The following is a 17977-nucleotide window of genomic DNA, read 5'->3' as shown; positions in this document are numbered from 1 at the left end:
CGCCACAGCGGCCGAGGGTCGTGTGTCCCCGGAGGTGACAGCACGGGGCGCCCCTCGTTCCGCAATCCGAGCCCACCTCCCATGGCACATGGAGTGCTTCGTGTCGCGAGCCCCGCGCAACCCCGCGCGGGACTTCCCCTCGAGGCTCTTCATGCAAAGGTCCGCCCCTCCCCTGCTCAGGCTGTGCACGCTCGTGCTCGCGCTCGTGCTGCCCACGGTCTCCCACGCCGCGGTGGTGACGTTCTGCGCGGGAACGCTGGCGAACTCCGGCCAGAACTTCGTGAACTACAGCGGCACCTCGTCCGGGCTCGCGACGGGGATGTACCGGATGACCCTGTCACAGTCCGGCGCCTTCACCGTGCAGAACCTCCAGGCCTCCTGGAATGGCATCGCCGTGGGCGCCTTCCAGCCCATCTCCGGCTCGGCGACCGTGTCCCTGAGCGGCATCATCCCCTCCGGACTCGCGCCGGGCCAGAGCGTCACGGTGACGCTCTCCATCCAGAACATCATGGGCCAGCTCATCGACCAGAGCACCACCACGGTCGCCGTCAACGGCCAGAGCCCCGGCTGGAACAAGGTCTGGACGGCGACGAGCCAGGGCGGCGTCGCCGCCTATGCGAAGCACTATGTCGGTGACTTCGATGGCGACGGCACCGAGGACCTGCTCGGCGTGGACACCAATGGATGGATGACGATGTTCCACTACCGCAACGGCGACTGGCAGTGGGGCTGGAGCAACAACGGCTCCCCCAGCGCGGGCGGCGGCATCTACGACTATCGCAACAACCTGGTCATCGGTGACTTCGACGGGGACGGCAAGGACGAGGCCCTGGGGGTCGCCTCCTGGGTCACGCTGTTCCACTTCGACAACGGCACCTGGAACTGGGGCTGGAGCAGTTACGGCAGCACGTCCGACCAGCTCTTCGCCCACTCCAACGGGGGCGGCTACCTGGTCTCCGGCAACTTCGACCTGGCGGCTCCCGCCAAGAAGGATGAGCTTGTCGGCGTGAGCGCGAGCGGGTGGATCACCCTCTTCCGCCTCAACGCGGCGGGCACGGGCTGGGATTGGCTCTGGAGCACCCAGGGCAACACGGCGCATGGCATGTACGGCTACCGCCACCACCTGCGCAACGGCGGCGACACCAACGGTGACGGCAAGGAGGAGCTGCTGGGGCTCGCCAGCTGGGCGACGACCTTCCACTACGTCAACGGCGAATTCGCGTGGGGCTGGAGCACGTACGGCGCCAACCACATCGGTGGCGTGGGCTATCCGCAGGGCCCCCAGGACGCGCTCCTGACGGGCAACCTCGACTCCGTGGATGGACGGGACGAGTGGTTCTTCATCCAGGGGGGGCCGACGGCCTCCTGGGCCATCACCGAGGACTGGGCCGGCAGCGGCTTCTCCTGGAACTGGTCCAACCACAACTTCACCCCGGCCGCGCCCTTCATCGGTGACTGGCCGCTCGCGAACAACGGCGGCAGCAACGCCAGCTACCTGCTGGTCCGCGCCGTCGCCGGGCAGCCCAAGCACCTGGTCGCGCGCCGCACGTTCTGCGCCCACCGCGACATGCGCATGTACGTGATTTCCAACCCCTGGGCCAACTACTGAACCAGACGCGGGACACCTGGAGCCGGGGCCCATGCGGGCCCCGGCTTCGGCTTGTTGCCCCTCCGGCGAAAGACTCATCTCGACAGTCCCAGGCAGGGGCCCGCCTGGCCAACGACAAGGGAAAGGAAGAATAGTCACCCGCAAAGGCAGTCGAACCTGCGCGAGGCCCCATGAGCGCCAGTGGACGCGTCTCGGTCGGACACCCTGTGGACGTCGCGTCAGGGGTTCTCTTCAACACCTGGCTCGACTTCGCCATCCCAGGCACGCTTCCGCTCGTCTTCGAGCGGTTCTATAGCACCGCGCTCATCACCCAGACCGCCGAGGCGCCGCTGGGACCCGGGTGGCGCCATGGCTTCCAACACGAGCTCCGTCAGACATTGGAGGGGTTCGCCTATCTCGACCCGCAGGGGGTCGAACACCCGCTCGAGGACTCGAAAGGCAGCTTCGACACCTGTGGCAAGCTGCTCAGCCCTGCGCATCAGATGGAGCTGCGGGGCACCCGAGACGACCTGGAGCTCCAGCACTACGGCGGCCCGCATCCCCAGTGGGTCTTGCACTTCAGGCGCCGCCCCAAGTCCACGCGCTACCGATTGGAGTCCCTGGGGCTCAGTCCCCAGGCCCGATTGCGCTTCGAGTACAGCTCCACGGGCCCGCTCAAGCGGGTCATCCATGCACGCTCGGGTCGCGCGCTCCGCCTCGAATCCACCCCGCAGGGCCGCCTCGTGGCGGTCTGGCTCGAGGGGCCGCCCAAGGAGCTCGTCGCGCGCTACACCTACGACGCCCGCGGCAATCTCATCCAGGTGACCGACCGCATCGGCGTGGTGGCGGACTACGGCTATGACGCCCACCACCGGATGCTCTCGGAGGCCAAGGCCACGGGCGCCGTCTATACCTTCCGCCACGACGCCCAGGGGCGCTGCATCCAGGCCTCCGGCACGGACCGCTTCGAGGAGCGGCTGCTGCGTTACGACCCGGCCCGCAGAGTCACCGACGTCTCGGACAGCCACGGCGAGCGGACCCGCTACGAGTACAACGAGGCCGGCCAGGTGACGAGCCTGCTCACACCGCTGGGCACCCGCGCCGCCTATACCTTCGATGACCTCGGGCGACTGGTGGCCATCACGGACGTCAATGGGAACCGCAGCACCCTGCGTTATGACGAAGCGGGGCATCCCTGCGCCGCCTCCTATCCGGACGGGCGCGAGCTGTGTATCGAATACGATGACCGGCATCGCCCGGTGAAGTTCACGGACCACTCAGGCAAGTCCTGGCGCTATGCCCATGATGCGTGGGGTGCCTGGTGCACTCCATCAACCCGCTGGGCCATGAATGGCACTACGAATACAACGCCTCGTGCGAGCTGGTGCGCATCATCAACCCGCTCGGCGCGATGACCCAGCACCTCTGGGATTCCCACGGCAATCTCCAGCAGACCCTCGACCCGGATGGTCACGCCTGGTCCGCGGAGCATGACGGGTATGGGCGCCTCACGCGCCTGAGGGACCCTTCGGGTGGCACCTCGCGGACCACCTATGACCGAGCCGGGAATGTCGAGTCCTTCGAGGACCCGAACGGCCAGGTCGTCCACTTCGAGTACGACGCGGGAGGACGGCAGACGCTCAGCCGAGACGCCACCGGCAGGACCGCCCGACGACGCTACAACGCCTGCGGCCAGGTCATCGAAGCGGTCCAGGCGGACGGGACCCGGCTGCACTTCGAATGGGACACGGAGCCGGGTCGGCTTCTCTCCATCACCGACCCCCGTGGAAACCAGCTCCAGTGGTTCTACGACGTGCTGGGCCGCCCCATCGAGCGCCGCCACTGGGACGGCACCGCCATGAAGTATGAGTTCGATGCCGCGGGCAACCTCGTCGCGGTGGAGGACACCACGGGCAGCCGCGTCGAGTATGGCTATGACAGCTGGCACAACCTCGTGAAGCGCCGGATGCCGGACGGGGCGGAGACCGTCTACACATACGACGCCAACTGCCTGCCCATCTGCATCCGGACCGACGAAGCCGAGCTTCACTTCGAGCGGGACCTCCATGGCCGGGTGACCGCTGAGATTCAGGCGGGGCAAACGGTCCGCAGCACCTTCGACGCCACGGGTCGACGCATCCGGCTGGAGTCCGACCTGGGGGCCCAGGCGAGGTTCGACTGGAGCCCTGGCGGACGCTGCACCTCCGTCCAACAGGCCCACAACACCCTGCGGTTCCATCACGACGCGCGAGGGCGGGAGGTCCGACGGGAGCTGCCCGGAGGAGGCGCCTATGAGCAGCGCCACGACGCCGGGGGGGCGTGTCCTGGAGCAATGGTACGTCGCCCCGAACAGCGGAGCCCGTCGCCCCGGGAGGACCACCGCGAGCCCCAGCGCCCCTGCCAGCGTGCACCGCAAGTACCACTATGGCCCCAGCGGCCACCTGGACTTCGTCGAGGACTCGATGCGGGGCTCCGCCCGCTTCGTGCACGACCTGCTGGGCCGCCTGCAGGCCGCCATCCCCACGCAGGGCCTCGCGGAGCTCTTCGAGTACGACGCGGGCGGCAATCGACGCCACACCGCGCGACTCCCCTCGGCGCGGCTGAAGGACCCCGAGTCGATGCTGGTGCGGGGCTCCCTGGGGCCGGACACCCTGGACCTGGCGGAGCTGCACGCCCAGGGCGCCCAGGTGGAGGAGCGGCTCACCGCCCAGGGCAACCGCACGCTCCACTTGAGCAGGCCCGGAGAACACCTCCGCTACGAATACGACGCGCAGGGCCGGCTCGCGCGCAAGCACGTCGACCAGGACTCAGCGGAAGGCACCGCGACCTGGACCTATGAGTGGAACGCGCTGGGGCAGTTGCGCGGCGTCGTCCGACCCGATGGTGAACGCTGGAGCTACGACTACGACGCCATGGGACGGCGGGTCGCGAAGCATGGGCCCCGAGGAACCCACCGCTATGTCTGGGATGACGCCCGGCTGCTCCACGAAGTCACCCCGAGCCAGCAGCGGGTGACCTTCCTCACCCATCCCGAGCAGGCGACCCCGTTGTTGAGGGCGGATGACACCGCCACGTTCTACGCCCTGCACGATGCCTTGGGCAGCACGAGCGAGTGGGTGACCGAGGACGGCAGCCTCGCCTGGAGCGCCCGCCGCGGAAGCTGGGGCGAGCCCCTGGAGGAGACCTTCGATGGAGCCCCCGGCTTCCCGGGGCAGAGCTACGACGCCGAATCCGGTCTCTATTACAACTTCGCGCGCTATTACGACCCCGTCCTCGGCCGATACATCAGCCCGGACCCCATCGGGGTGCTGGGAGGATTCAACGACTACGCCTACGTCCCCAGTCCCGTCGAGTGGATGGATGTCCTTGGTCTCTACACGACCGGTGGTCCCTTCCAATGGAGTCCCGCCGCGACCTCCGGCTCCGGCGCTCCGGACCTGCTCGGCCAGGGGCAGCGCTATGTCATCAATCCGGCGACCGGAAACAGGCATTCCGAAAGCCAGCGCCGAAGCCTTCTCACGATGGCTGGATGAGGTCTGTCCGCTCCACCAAAGCACCCGCGCGCCCTGCGTCCTGGAAGCAGACGCGCCCGCGCGCGTGAAGGCCCTCTGGGAGGCCACGGGTTGGAGCACCGCCACCGGAGGCGGCGGCACCGTGCCCGTGTCCATACGGCCGGAGCGGGAAGCAGGCCTCGCCGTGGCCCGGCCCGTGTTCGAGCGCTGGTTCGACAACGCCCGGACCCGCGCCAGTTGGGGATTGAAGGCCGACGAGGGGCCGCCCTGGAGCAGGCTGCCCCGCAAGCTTCGCATCGTCTATGCCTTCACCTCGGCCCTCGCCTATGCGGACGAGACCTCCGACGCCGAAGACCCTCCTGTCTTCGAAGTGCGACCGGAGTCACCCACGCCGGTGATGTCGTGCCCCAGCTATGTGGATGCCGTGGTCCATGCCACCATCCTGAGGGTGATGTCGCTGCGCAGGGCCCTGGTGCTGCCCGGTCCCCCGTTGAAAGGACCCGCCCCCTTCGCACCGCTCTTCACCGGCCTCTGGGAACTGGGCGATGGCGTCTGGGGATTGGGCCACGACCCACGCCACCTCCACGGCAAGCCGCCGCCTCCCCAGGCCTTGACGAACTTCGTCTTCCGCTCGTTCGCCCACTACGTCGACTTCGCCCTCTCGGTGCCCACGGAGCAGCTCCCCACCCTGGGCCCTCCCGGCTCCGGCTTCACCTTCATGACAGACGGAGGCAAGGAGCTGGAGCCCGAGCGCCCCACCCTGCCAGGACTGCGAGCCTTCACCTCCCAGTCGTCCCCGCGGGAAGCGCCGCGCCATCATGCCTTCGGTCTCATCGACGGGATGCATGTCTGGATATCCCGGCATCCCCCCTCCCCCACGCTCAGCCTGCTCGTGGAGGCGCAACACGGCCCCCAGATGCTGGAATGGCTCAAGGCCCACAAGGCTCGTGTCCGGCAGAAGGTTGCTCCGAACAAGGACCCCTGGGCGGGCCCCCCACCTGAAGCACCCGCGCCCTCCACACGGGCCCCTCGGAGCAAGCGCCCCGCGAAGGCCCCTGCCGTCTCTGAGGAGGCCCTGACCATCCGTCAGGAGGCGACCGGGTTGCACCAACTGCTCGCCACCCGGCTGAAGGACTTCGCGTCGTCTCGCAGGGACGTGGAGCTGGGCGACAAGGAGCCCGCCACGCTCCGCGCCTTCTGGGAACCGGTGGGCTGGTCTCCGCTCTTCGCCGGGTTCCTCGGTGAGCCGGAGCTCGCCAAGGGCCGCAAGGAAGTGAAGCGGCTGCTGACCGAGTACCGCTCCTGGAGCGACACGTTCCGGCTCGACCTCGAGGACCTCCCCAGACAGTTCCGGCTCGCCTACGAAGACCCTCAGGGCGTCGGCTTCGCCATCACCGACGAGTCGACCCATCCCGAGCGGCCCTCCATGCTCGGAATCTCGGCGGACCGGGGCACGCTGGAGCCCAGCACCCCTGACTACCTGAGCTGGGCGGGCACGCAGCTGCTCTCCCTGGCCTTCTCCGACTGGCTTCACACGACCTGGCGGAGCAAGCCTTCACCGGACCAGTTGCCAGGGGCCACCCAGCCTTTTCCCAGACTGTCTCCCGGCACCCTCCAGCTCACCGAGGACGTGTGTGCCCTCCCCTCCGAGGCCTGGTCCCAGCGTCCCGGGGAGCGACTGGTCTTCCGGACCTTCGACGCGCTCATCCATTGGATGACCCACGCCCAGGGGCTTCAATCCCTCTCATTCGAGCCACTCCCTGGCGACAGCATCCCGCTCCGCACGAGCCCGGGTGCCAGGGAGCTTCCCGCGACGGTGAAGCACCTGCCCGGCCTGGAACCGGGACGGTCCTACCGCGCGGGCGCATGGGAAGACATGAACATCCTCCTCGAATCGAAGGGGGCCACCGTCCGACTGGCGACCTCGCCTCGTGACCATGAGCGCCTGTCCACCCTCGTGAAGGAGCGCGGCTGGCGTTGACGGCGGGGCGGCGCGATAGAGTCACGGCATGACGTACCTGGACCACGCGGCCTCCACGCCCGTGCATGAAGCCGCACTGGAAGCCATGCTGAGCGCGATGCGCGAGGGCGCAAGCAACCCCTCCTCCGTGCACGCGGCGGGACGCAAGGCCCGCGCCGCGCTGGACCAGGCCCGCATCGAGGTGTCCAGCTACCTGGGCTGCCTCCACGCCGAGCTGCGGTGGGAAGCCAGCGGCTCGGCCGCGCTGGGACGCGCCTTGCGCTCGGCCCTGTCCCTCTGCTCGGGCCCCCTCGTCTCCAGTCGCCTGGAGCACCCCGCCGTACGAAACGTCGTCGAGCAAGCCGAGTCCTCCGGCCGTGAGGTGCGCTGGCTGTCCCAGCCGGGCGGAAGCCTGACGCCCACCGTCGCCGCTCCGCTGCTCGAGGGCGCCGCCGTGGTGGCCCTGTCCGCGATGAACCAGGAGCTGGGCACCGCCCCCGACCTCGCGCCGCTGCTGGCGCTGGCTCCCAGCGCCTGGTGGGTGGTGGACGCGGTGCAGGCGGCGGCCTGGAGAGACCTCCGCCCCCTGCTCGCGCCTCGCGTCTTCCTCGCCTGCGCCTCCCAGAAGCTCGGAGGACCTCCGGGTGTCGCGGCGCTGCGCGTGCCTCGCGAGCTGGCCTTCGCTCCCGCGGGCAGACGCGAGCCGCGCTTCCCCGAAGCCCCCGGGACACCGCCCTGGATTGCCGCCATCGGCATGGGCGCGGCCTGCCGCGTCCGCGCCCCTGCCCTGCGCGAAGGACTGCCGCGAGCGAGGGCCCAGGCGGAGCGGCTGCTCGCGGGGCTCCAGCGAAGCTGCCCGGACCTCGTCCACAACACGGGGCCCGACTGGGTGGGCCCCATCCTGGATGTCTCGGTGCCTGGCGTGGAGGCACGCAGGATGGAGACCGCGCTCGACCTGCGCGGCCTGTGCGTGGCGAGGACCTCCGCGTGTCAGCAGGCGCGCGTGGTGGCCTCTCCCGTGGTGGCCGCCGCGTTCCCCGGGGCGCCATGGCGCGCGGACTCCGCCCTGCGCTTCAGCCTGGGACTCCAGACCTCCGAGGAGGACCTCGACGCCGCGCTGGAGGCCTGGAGCTCGGCCCTGTCGGAGCTCCGCCCCGCGACGTCCACCGGGAGCACATGAAGTCCCGCACGCGCCGGTGAGGGGAATTCCGGGCGAGCTCCGTTCAGGGACAAGGGACGAGCCCATTCCGGGCACCTTCCCCGAGAAGGAGCTTCCGTCCATGTCGCCGATTCCATCCCGGCGTCTCGCGCTCGTGTGTCTCTCGTTGGTGGCCGCCACGGCCTGCATGACCGGCCCGCACAACGGCACCACCACCGGGGACCCGGTGATTGGCGAGACCTTCCGGTTCGAGGGCTACTACCCCGAACCCAACATCCCCATCTCGCTCCAGGTCATGAACAATCCAGGCCTGGACCCGACCCTGGACTCCAACTGGACCCAGTTCGCCACGGCGACGACGGTCACCACCCCCACCTCGTTCAACAGCACCGACCCGCTCTTCCACTGGAGCGTCACCGCCGCGCCGGTGCCGCACATCGGCTTCTCGCTGCGCTGGTCCACCGGCGGCCTGGTGAAGGTGCGCGCGGTGGCCAAGGACCCCGACGGCGACACCACGCTCTACACCTTCGACGACATCACCTACCCGGACTGCTTCGCCGCCAACGTCAACGAGCCCTGGAACGTGCTCGGCACCGAGTGCCAGGGCGTGGGCCTCAACCGCTCCGCGCTGGTCTCCACCCGCAACAGCCCCGTCGACGCGGCCCCGGGCGCGCGCACGGTGTTCCTGGGCAAGAAGCAGAGCAACCTCCCGAGCGCGGCCGCGGAGGAGGCGGAGACGCTGCAGTACTACGCGCAGATCCAGGCGCCCGCGACGCTCGCCGCCTTCCGCACGAAGTTCGGCTTCCCCAACAGCGAGGTCACCGCGACCTACTACAACGACGGCGACCTGGGGATTGGCCGGGAGATGCACTGCCGCTCCTTCCCCGTGCCGTCGCAGCCCAATGGCGTCGCCTGCTACGTGAGCAACTACGCCGAGCAGCTCAACGGCGTGCCCGTCTTCGGCGGCAGCTCCGCCATCGCGCTCGCGGACGCGGTGAGCCGGACGAACGAGTTCGCCACCGTGGCCATGGTCTTCACCCCGCCCGCGAACACCGCCAACAGCGTCCAGTTCATGGTGTACGACGCCCAGGGCGCGCTGGCCCCCAAGGCGCAGCTCGACAACGCGGCCGACAACACCTTCGTGCCCGGCAACTGCCTGACGTGCCATGGCATCCGGGCGACGTACAACCCGGTCAACAACTCCGTGTCCGGCCAGGCGAAGTTCCTGCCCTTCGACGTCTTCAGCTTCCGGTACTCCAACGCCCCGGGCTTCACCTACGCCGAGCAGGCCAACGCGCTGCGCTCCCTCAACGACCTCATCACCAGGACCTCGCCCACGGCGGCCATCACCGACTTCATCACCGGCATGTACGCGCCCAAGGCGGTGAGCGACGTGACGGCGATGGCCAATGACACCTACGTGCCCCCTCAGTGGAAGCAGACGAAGCAGAAGGGACTGGCGCTCTACAACGGCGTCGTGAAGCCCTACTGCCGCACCTGCCACATGTCCGCGGGGGACGGCAGCGCGTTCCTCGACCAGGCCGTCTTCGAGGCGTACGCGCCCATCATCAAGACGGAGGTCTGCGGCTCGGGCACCACGCGCACCATGCCCCAGGCGGAGCACGTGATGCGCAAGTTCTGGAAGAGCGGCGCGCGCGCCTACCTCGACCTGGGCCTGGACCTGCAATCCCACTGCAGGCCGTAGCGCCCACACGCCCCGCTCCGGAAGGCACCGTCCCTCCGGAGCGGAGGTGTCACAGGGACTACGGCCCCGTCAGCCGGCTGAAGGTGAACGACGGGCGGTTCCACGTCCCACCCGGGAAGCTCAGCGACAGGGACGAGGACACGGCGCCGGGCGCTCCCACCGAGCCGGAGACGGAGAGCGTGCCCACGGGGATGGACGACGTGGACGGCGTGCCGCCGCAGCCCGGGCAGAGGTTCGTGCCGGTGACATATGTCAGCGGGAACGACAGCGTCGTATACGGGCTGGTCGCCACGCCCTGCACCCACACGGGCGTGCTGCCCTGATAGACGGTGACGTTGGCGAAGTGGGTGTTGCCCATGCTGTGGACCGTGGCGCCCCAGCCGGACTCGGTCGCCTGGTACCAGGCCCCCGTCAGGTTCATCACCGGCGTGCCGCTGGCGAACGCGAAGAACTGCACCGGCTCACTGCCCGACAGCGCCCCCAGGCTCCAGTGGAAGGTCCACGCTCCGGCGCTGTGCGTGAAGCGCATGCCGCCCACCGTCGTCAGCGTCGCGCTCGAGCCATTCCACGACGCGCGCAGCAAAGCTCCCCGCCACTCGCCGGGCTCGGCCTGCAGGTGGCTCACGTACCAGATGGGGGTGCCCGAGGCGGTGTACGTGTACCAGGTGACGTAGAGCGCGTCGGGCGCGGTGTGCTGGATGTCCAGCCCGTTGCCCGGGCGCGAGGCGTTGTACCAGGTGCCCTGCTGGGGGCGCGGCGGCAGGTTCGTGTAGACGGCCGCGGCCGCGTTGATGAGGCCGGAGCCGCAGTGGGAGCCACAGCCCGGAACCAGCGTCGCCGTGCTCCTGAGGCGCGCGGCGACCTGCGCGGGGGTCATGGACGGCTTCTGCGACAGGATGAGCGCCGCGAGGCCCGCCACGTGCGGCGCCGCCATGGACGTCCCGCTCAGGTAGCGGTGGCAGTAATCCCCTGTCAGCAGCGCGCCGTGCGGCTTGCCGATGGCCCAGGGCGCGACAATCTGGTCCGTGCCCGAGTACGGGTCCCACGTGTTGGGGTCATTGGCGGGACAGCCGATGCCCTCGCCGAAGAAGCCGGAGCTGGCGGTGCCGCCCGGCGCCATCAGGTCCACCCGGGAGCCCCCGTTGCTCCACGCCGCCCGCGTGTTCGTCTTCGTGGTGGCGCCCACGGCGAGCACGCCGTTGCAGGAGGCCGGCGTGACGTTCGCGGCCTGGAAGCCCTGCACGCCGTCATTGCCCGCGGCGGCCACCACCACCACGTTCCTGGAGACGGCGTAGCTCACCGCGCTCTGGATGTCGGGATAGTTCGAGCAGGGATAGATGGCGGAGGGATTGCCGGCGTCATACGCCGTGCCGAAGCTCATGTTGATGACGCGCGCGCCGTGGTCCGCCGCGTACCGGATGGCCTCGTCCACGGTGGCCAGGGTGACGCCGTTGCCCGTGTTGGAGACCTTGACGGGCATGAGCTGACAGCCCCAGCAGATGCCCGCCCCGCCCACGCCGTTGTTCGCGCGCGCCGCGAGGATGCCCGCCACGTGGACGCCGTGGTGGTAGGTGTTCGTGTCGTAGGGGTCCGCGTCCCCCTCGCCGAAGTCGTAGCCCGGGGTCCACGCGCCCTGCAGGTCGGGGTGGTCCAGCCGGCCCGTGTCCAGCACGGCGATCTTCACGTTGCCCGTGACGGTGTTCCACGCCGAGGGCAGGCCGATGGCCGGGGCGTTCCACTGCAGCGGGTAGAGCGGGTCCGACGGCGTGGCGAAGAACTCCAGGTACAGGTTCTCGTGCGCGTACTCCACGCCCGGGTCCTCGCGCAGCGCGGCGATGGCCTCCAGCGTGCGCGCCTCCTCCTCCGCGATGGACGCCGCCGGGCGCCCCGCCTCCGGCTCCAATGACATCACCACCGCGCCACTCGAGAGCGCCTGGACGTGCGTGGAGCGGAACCCTCGCACGGTGGGGAGCGCGTCACCGGAGAGGCCCCGGACCGAGTCCTTGAGCTTCACGATGGCCTGCCCCGGGACGAAGCGTCGCTTCGCGGCGCTCGGGGCCGGCGGCGCCTCCGGGGGCGCGGCGGGTTCGGCGCCACAGGCGCTCCACAAGAGGGATGTCAGCATCAGCGGGACAAGACACACGCGTGCCAGGTTCGTCACTCGACCTCCACTGAGAGGGGATGGAAGAGACACCAAGCCAGACGGACACGACGTGGGTCAACCCCGCGCCAGGGTGGAAATCCTTATCATCCAGAGCAGGGCCCCTCACCCCGAACGGGGCATGGCACGTCCCAGGTCGCGTCCAATCACAGCCATCCGCCCATCCCTCACGTCGCGCCCCCCGAGGGGCGGCGCCCCGGTCAAGCCGTGCTTCGGCGTGAGGCCTCCGGGGTCTGTTCCACCGCGGCCAGGAGCGCCACCTTCGCAACGGCGAGGAGACACACTGTCACCTCGGAACCCGGGAGAACATGCATCCAGCACCTTGTCGCGGCACCGATTCTCTCGCAGTCCGATCCACGAGACACCCCAGCAGGCGGACTTCACCGCGACCACCTTGCTGCCATTCCCCGTGAATGCGTTCGACGCGTACCCCGACCATCCGTCGGGCGCCGCCTCCAGTTGCGTGCGGACGCCGCCGGGGGTCGACCTGCCGTGGGGCGCCAGCGCGCCCACCGTCAACGTCCTGGCGCCCCGCGCCAGCACGAACAACTGGCTCTGCTTCGTCGGGCCCGGCTGGAACCACAACAACACCAACCCCCTCCCCGTGAAGCCCACCCTCATCGTCAACGGCGAGGACGACTTCGAGCTGGCCTTCCTCAGGCCCGTCTCGGCGGTGGGACTGGAGTTGCTCACCAACCATCGGGCGGTGCACAAGGTGACGTTGACCTTCACGGACGCCACCCAGGAGGTCATCGAGGACGCGGCCCTCGACACGAACACCCACACCTTCGAGTTCGTGGGCTTCCAGTCGAGCAAGCCCATCCGGTCCCTCTTCGTCGACACGACGGGTGGCGCCTCCGAGAACGAAGGCATCGCCGCCATCTGGACCGCGCCCTGAGGTCCACTCCAGCGCCCGGAGCCACCCCGCTCCGGGCGCTGCCGCGCACGGCCGTCAATCGAACTCGAGCGCCCGCTGGAAGTCGGCGGGGTTGGAGGCCGCGCTCTGCGCCGTCTCCAGGGTGATGATGCCCTCGCGGTACAGCTGCGTCAGGTGCTGGTCGAAGGACTGCATGCCGAACATGTCGCGGCCCTTCTCGATGACATCCTTGAGCTCGCTGGCGCGGTCATCCCGGATGTACTGCTCCACCGTCTTGGTCTGCACCATGATCTCCAGCGCCACCGTGCGGCCCTTGCCGCTGGCGCGGGGCAACAGGCGCTGGGAGATGGTCCCCTTGAGGCAGTCCGCCAGGCGCATGCGCACCATGGTCTGCTCCTCGGCGGGGAACACCGACACCAGGCGGTTGATGGTGCGCGAGGCGTCCGTGGTGTGCACCGTGGAGAGCACCAGGTGGCCCGTCTCCGAGGCCTTCAGCGCGATGTCGATGGTCTCCGTGTCGCGCATCTCGCCCACCAGGATGACGTCCGGGTCCTGGCGCAGCGCCGCGCGCAGGGCGATGGCGAAGCCCTTGGTGTCCGGGCCGATCTCCCGCTGGGAGATGGAGGACTTGATGTTCTTGTAGATGAACTCGATGGGGTCCTCGATGGTGAGGACGTGCAGGTTCTCCGTGCGGTTGATGTGGTCGATCATCGACGCCAGCGTGGAGCTCTTGCCCGAGCCCGTCGCGCCCGTCACCAGCACCAGCCCGCGCTCGTTGCCTGCGATCTTCTTGAGCACCTGCGGCAGGCCCAGCCCGTCGATGGTGGGAATCTCATCCGGGATGATGCGCAGGATGCACGCCAGCGAGCCGCGCTGCCGGTAGATGTTGACGCGGAAGCGCGCGACCCCCGGGAGGCTGTACGAGGCGTCGCACTCCTGCAGCTGGTCGATCTGCGGCTTGATGGCCGGGTCGGAGATGACGTGGATGGCCACCTGGCGGGTGTGGTCCGCGTGGAGCTTCTCCATCTTCAGCGGGCGCAGCACGCCGTTCACCCGGTAGATGGGCGGGTCGCCGGGCCTGAAGTGGATGTCCGAAGCGCCGTTCTGTACGCCAACCGTCAGGAGCTTGTTCAGTGTTGCCAGGTCCAGGTGAAGACCTCTCGGATGTGGAAGGCTTTGACTCTAGGCGAACCCGCAAACCCTGCCCACGGTGGGCATCGGTGCGCGCCAGACGCCCTTGTCAGCGCTGACCCGCCTGGGTTGGGGAAGATTTCAAGGCCTCGCCCTTCCCGAATGATTGCCCAGACACCCCGCCCTCCCCTGGAGCCCCTCGCATGAGAAGCCTTCAACGCCTCACTTCACCTGCCCTCGTGGCGGGACTCCTCCTGCTCAAAGCCACGCCCGTGCTCGCCCAATCCCTGCACTCCGAGCGCGGAGGACTCCACACCAGTCCGCTCGCCCATCGCGCATCCCTCACCGCGACGACGCTGGACCCGCTGCGCTCGCTGGCCATCTCCGACCACGCCACCGTGTCGCCCATCACCGCGCGCCGCGTGTTCGAGCAGCTCGTGCGGCAGGCCGGGGGTACGGGCTTCACCGCGGAGCAGCTCTTCCGCCAGCTCTGGGACACGCAGAACCCCGCGCCCGGCCAGCCGGACCTTCCCGGAGGTCCCCATTGCTCCGACGACGGGAACACCGTCAACGGCGCGCCCTATCCCTGCCGGACCCTCGAGGGCACCGAGGCGAGCACCACGACGGCCGCGCTCGACCGGTATGTGCTCGTGGGCCTCTTCAACCGCTTCGACCTGGCCCCGGTGGACGGCGCCCACTGCGGCGAGTACCGCATGTCCTTCGCGCGGTTCGTCCCGGCCCCGCAGGTGCGCTCCCGCAACCGCTTCATCCTGGAGGGCGCGCTCCCCAATCCCTCACCCGAGCTGGGGCTGGAGGGTTGCCGTCCGGTAGCCCAGGCGTGGGCAGCACTCTCCACCCTGGAGGACGCCGCCGAGCGGCGGGCGCTCTTGGACGCGCTCTTCTTCGAGGGCCTGGCCCCGGGAATCCCGCCCGTCATCCACCCCCAACACTATGGGGACAACCCCGCGGGCCTCGGGCAGGTGCGCGTCAACATGTTCATGCAGGCGGGCATCGGCGCGCCCAACCCGTGGATGCTGCGCGAGTTCAAGCTGAAGCGGCAGTGCGACGCCACGGGCTGCACCTTGCGATTCCTCCCCACCACGGTGAAGTCGACGCCCCGGGGAGACTTCTTCAACCTCCAGAATACCCACCCCCTCGCGGTGGCCTTCCGGGACTTCTTCGTCACCCAGGTGGAGGCCCTCGCGGTGGATGACTTCAACCGCTTCAACTACGCCGTCCCGGACGTCTTCAACGCCGCGCAGAGCAGCTCCATGCCGTCCTTCGGCAGCGTGGACGACTTCCTCGCCGAGTTCGACAAGACCGCCGCGCCCACCCCCTTCACCGACGCGCTCCAGGCCGAGCTGCTGCGCATCGGCAGCCCGCTGACGCCCCGTCACCTGGTGGCCCGCGCCCAGGCGCTGTCCTGCGGCGGCTGCCACGACCTCAGCCGGGGCACGGAGCTGGGGGGAGCCCCGGGCGTCTTCCCTCTCGCCTTCCTGCGCTTCGTCCAGACGCAGGACATCCTGTCCCCACTGCCGACGCCCGGACCGGACTCGCACTACCCCCTGTCCCCGTCCCTGACGACGGCCTTCCTCCCCTTCCGCCAGCAATTGCTCGGCGCCTTCCTGGACACGCCCGCGCTGGACGCACGCGTCGTCACCACCGAAGGGGCGCTCGAGGTCCAGGCCGGCCAGCCGTTCCAGGGAACGGTGACGCTGGAGAACACCGGCACCACGGCCTGGAGCGACCGCGGCGGCCTGCGCGCCACGTCGCTCGACCAGACCGCGGACCTGGGACTCTCCCCGGGGGAAGCCATCCACCTGGGGCAGCGGAAGACGTTCGTCTTCACTCACACCGCGCCGACGTCACCGGGACGCACCACCTACCGGTGGAGGCTGCACCGCGACGGCCAGGCCTTCGGCCCACCGCTGTCCTTCACGGTCGACGTCCCCTGAGGCCCGCGCGCCAGGGGCCCCGCGCCTACTGGATGGTGATGGGGATGTTGTAGAGGAAGCACACGGGGACCTTCTGGGGCTTGTACTCCCAGCCCGACTTGAGCCCCTTGATGATGTCCTCATCCGCGCCGGGCACGGACTTCACCGGCGTGACCTCATAGACGCTGCCATTGGTGGCCACGCAGACCTTGTAGATGCCCTGCAGCGTCTGCCCCCGGTGGCCCTGCTTGAAGACCTCCGACAGGCGCGGCGCCGTCTGCCGCACCACGTCCCGCTGGATGACGAAGGGCGGGACGTTCTTGGGCTTCACCGGCTCGGCCGGCCCCGTGCCACCCACGGCACCGCCCACGACGCCGCCCACCACCCCACCCACCACGCCTCCGGCGACACCGCCCTCCACCCCACCCTCCACGCCGCCTTCCTCTGGCGCCGCGGGCTCCGGCTCGGGCTCCGGCTCCACCTCGACCGGCTTCTGCTCGACAACGGGTTTGACCTCAACCGGTTGACGCAGCTCCGTCTTGGGCTTCTTCACCTCCGTGCGGGGCGTCGTCTTGCGCGCCGCGGGGGGTGGAGGAGGCGGAGGGGGCGGAGGCGGGGCCTTGACGAGGTTGAGCACCACGTCGATGGGCTCCTCCGTCTCGAGGACCATGGGCTTCACGAACAACACCAGCGCGGCCACGACTCCGACGTGGACCGCGACGGAGAAGGCGGCGAAGCCGAGGATGCGTGAGGAATGAGGGTCGGTCTGCTGCGCGAACATGCCGGGCACGCCTTACCACAAGCCCGACAAGAGTCGTCGGGATGTAATCCTGCTGCATCAGCAGAATCGTGTGAGTGTCATGGAGACGGCACGCAACTGATACCTCTGGACCGGCCACTCGTGCTAGAGGGCCGCCACCTCGTCCCCATCCCCAGAGGTATTTTCCGTGCAGACAAAAATGAAGTGCGCGCTCGGGCTCGTGGCAGCCCTGAGTGTGTCCTGTGGTGAGTCGACCGATGAGGTCGGCGACCGTTACCAGGGCGTCATCGATGCCTCGACGCTCGACACCAAGTTCCGGCCGACCAGCGGCAACTACCGGCCCACGACGGCCCGGGTGCGGGGCACCAACGTGCCCTTCTACAACCTGGGACAGGTCGCCACCGAGCGCAAGGACGACCGGGGCGTCATCACCAACGCGGGCGTCCCCGTGGACGCGGACGGCCGGCCGTACGTGCCCGCCGCGCGCGCGGTGAACACCTCCTATGAGTTCGCCGAGGGCTGTGTCACCGGCAAGGCGGACTTCGACGTCCGCACCGACAACTACCCGGAGACGGTGCAGTGGCCCGTCTTCACGAACCTGCCGCTGACCGTCACGGGCAACACGACGCCGCCGGTGGTCCCGCTGGTGAAGGTGACGCGCTGGAACGGCACGTCCTCCGAGCAGTGCAACGCCATCAAGGACGCGGCCTCCCTCACCAAGGGGAACTTCGGCGGCGGCGCGGGCGACACGACGATTGCGCTGCGCGCCATCATCGACGTGTCCGCGAACCTCAACCCGCTGCGCGCCGACTCCGCCTTCACGTCCCAGGGCGGCTGGTACCGCGGCCTGCAGCTGGCGTACCTGGACGGCGGCGAAATCCCCGTGGATGACCAGGGCAACCTGAAGGTGATGGACGGCGTGCTGGTGAGCCCGCCGACGGGCGCGCCCACGTCGGAGACGCCCGTGTACCTGTTCTCCGCGCTCCCGGGCGAGGAGGGCTGGTCCCCGGTGGTGCGCCTGCGCACCTTCACCGCGACCACCGCGAAGCCCGCCTCCAGCTACACCGGCCTGTGCACGGACGTGTGCGCTGAGACGGAGCTGAACATCAGCACCCTCACCCGGTACTCCGGCGTGCTCTTCGCCGTCGGGAGCTCCCTGTGAGCGCCCCTTCCCCTGTCCCGAGCCCCTC

12 protein-coding genes are annotated in these 17977 nt (G+C 69.3%); 9 read left to right on the top strand and 3 right to left on the bottom strand.

What is annotated here, in order from left to right; genetic code table 11:
* Nucleotides 1-151 precede the first annotated feature (151 nt).
* The 6 genes from K8640_RS01305 to K8640_RS01270 all read left to right on the top strand — a co-directional run bounded on the left by K8640_RS01305 (nucleotide 152) and on the right by K8640_RS01270 (nucleotide 9924).
* On the top strand, nucleotides 152-1609 hold the full coding sequence (locus K8640_RS01305) for a VCBS repeat-containing protein (protein ID WP_223745416.1): 1458 nt from the start codon (nucleotides 152-154) through the stop codon (nucleotides 1607-1609).
* A gap of 170 nt (nucleotides 1610-1779) precedes the next feature.
* Nucleotides 1780-3003 carry a DUF6531 domain-containing protein gene (locus K8640_RS01300; protein WP_255652570.1) on the top strand — a complete coding sequence of 408 codons (1224 nt, stop codon included), beginning with the start codon at nucleotides 1780-1782 and terminating at the stop codon, nucleotides 3001-3003.
* Nucleotides 3004-3879: 876 nt separating this feature from the next.
* Entirely contained in the window at nucleotides 3880-5121 is a 1242-nt protein-coding gene (locus tag K8640_RS42795) for an RHS repeat domain-containing protein (protein WP_305070633.1), read from the top strand.
* 64 nt (nucleotides 5122-5185) lie between these two features.
* A complete protein-coding gene (locus K8640_RS01280; protein WP_223745415.1) occupies nucleotides 5186-7081 on the top strand; it encodes a hypothetical protein in 1896 nt (631 codons plus the stop codon).
* A gap of 28 nt (nucleotides 7082-7109) precedes the next feature.
* Nucleotides 7110-8240 carry a cysteine desulfurase family protein gene (locus tag K8640_RS01275; protein WP_223745414.1) on the top strand — a complete coding sequence of 377 codons (1131 nt, stop codon included), beginning with the start codon at nucleotides 7110-7112 and terminating at the stop codon, nucleotides 8238-8240.
* Between the two features lie 100 nt (nucleotides 8241-8340).
* Complete coding sequence (locus K8640_RS01270; RefSeq protein WP_223745413.1) at nucleotides 8341-9924, top strand: hypothetical protein; 1584 nt, start codon at nucleotides 8341-8343, stop codon at nucleotides 9922-9924.
* Nucleotides 9925-9982: 58 nt separating this feature from the next.
* On the opposite strand, the gene K8640_RS42790 is transcribed toward K8640_RS01270, so the two are convergent.
* The gene (locus tag K8640_RS42790; RefSeq protein ID WP_370640296.1) at nucleotides 9983-12085 is read right to left on the bottom strand and encodes a S8 family serine peptidase; all 2103 of its coding nucleotides are present in this window, start codon (nucleotides 12083-12085) and stop codon (nucleotides 9983-9985) included.
* 394 nt (nucleotides 12086-12479) lie between these two features.
* On the opposite strand from K8640_RS42790, the gene K8640_RS01260 reads away from it, so the two are divergent.
* Nucleotides 12480-12983: a hypothetical protein gene (locus K8640_RS01260; protein ID WP_223745412.1), complete on the top strand. Its 504-nt coding sequence runs from the start codon at nucleotides 12480-12482 to the stop codon at nucleotides 12981-12983.
* A gap of 54 nt (nucleotides 12984-13037) precedes the next feature.
* Here the strand turns inward: K8640_RS01260 and K8640_RS01255 are convergent, their stop codons facing one another.
* Entirely contained in the window at nucleotides 13038-14084 is a 1047-nt protein-coding gene (locus K8640_RS01255; RefSeq protein WP_223745852.1) for a type IV pilus twitching motility protein PilT, read from the bottom strand.
* A gap of 212 nt (nucleotides 14085-14296) precedes the next feature.
* Here K8640_RS01255 and K8640_RS01250 point away from each other — a divergent pair, with 212 nt between their 5' ends.
* Nucleotides 14297-16048 (top strand): NBR1-Ig-like domain-containing protein, encoded by a 1752-nt coding sequence (locus tag K8640_RS01250; RefSeq protein ID WP_223745411.1) that lies wholly within the window; start codon nucleotides 14297-14299, stop codon nucleotides 16046-16048.
* Nucleotides 16049-16073: 25 nt separating this feature from the next.
* Here K8640_RS01250 and K8640_RS01245 read toward each other — a convergent pair whose 3' ends face one another.
* Entirely contained in the window at nucleotides 16074-16808 is a 735-nt protein-coding gene (locus K8640_RS01245; protein WP_223745410.1) for a PaxA, read from the bottom strand.
* A gap of 199 nt (nucleotides 16809-17007) precedes the next feature.
* Here K8640_RS01245 and K8640_RS01240 point away from each other — a divergent pair, with 199 nt between their 5' ends.
* Nucleotides 17008-17949 carry a hypothetical protein gene (locus tag K8640_RS01240; RefSeq protein ID WP_223745409.1) on the top strand — a complete coding sequence of 314 codons (942 nt, stop codon included), beginning with the start codon at nucleotides 17008-17010 and terminating at the stop codon, nucleotides 17947-17949.
* The last annotated feature ends 28 nt before the right edge of the window (nucleotides 17950-17977 follow it).

Source organism: Myxococcus sp. XM-1-1-1, from assembly GCF_020037095.1.
Lineage (GTDB): Bacteria > Myxococcota > Myxococcia > Myxococcales > Myxococcaceae > Myxococcus > Myxococcus fulvus.
Note: the sequence above shows the minus strand (reverse complement) of the source record. Positions and strands in the feature narration are given on the sequence as shown.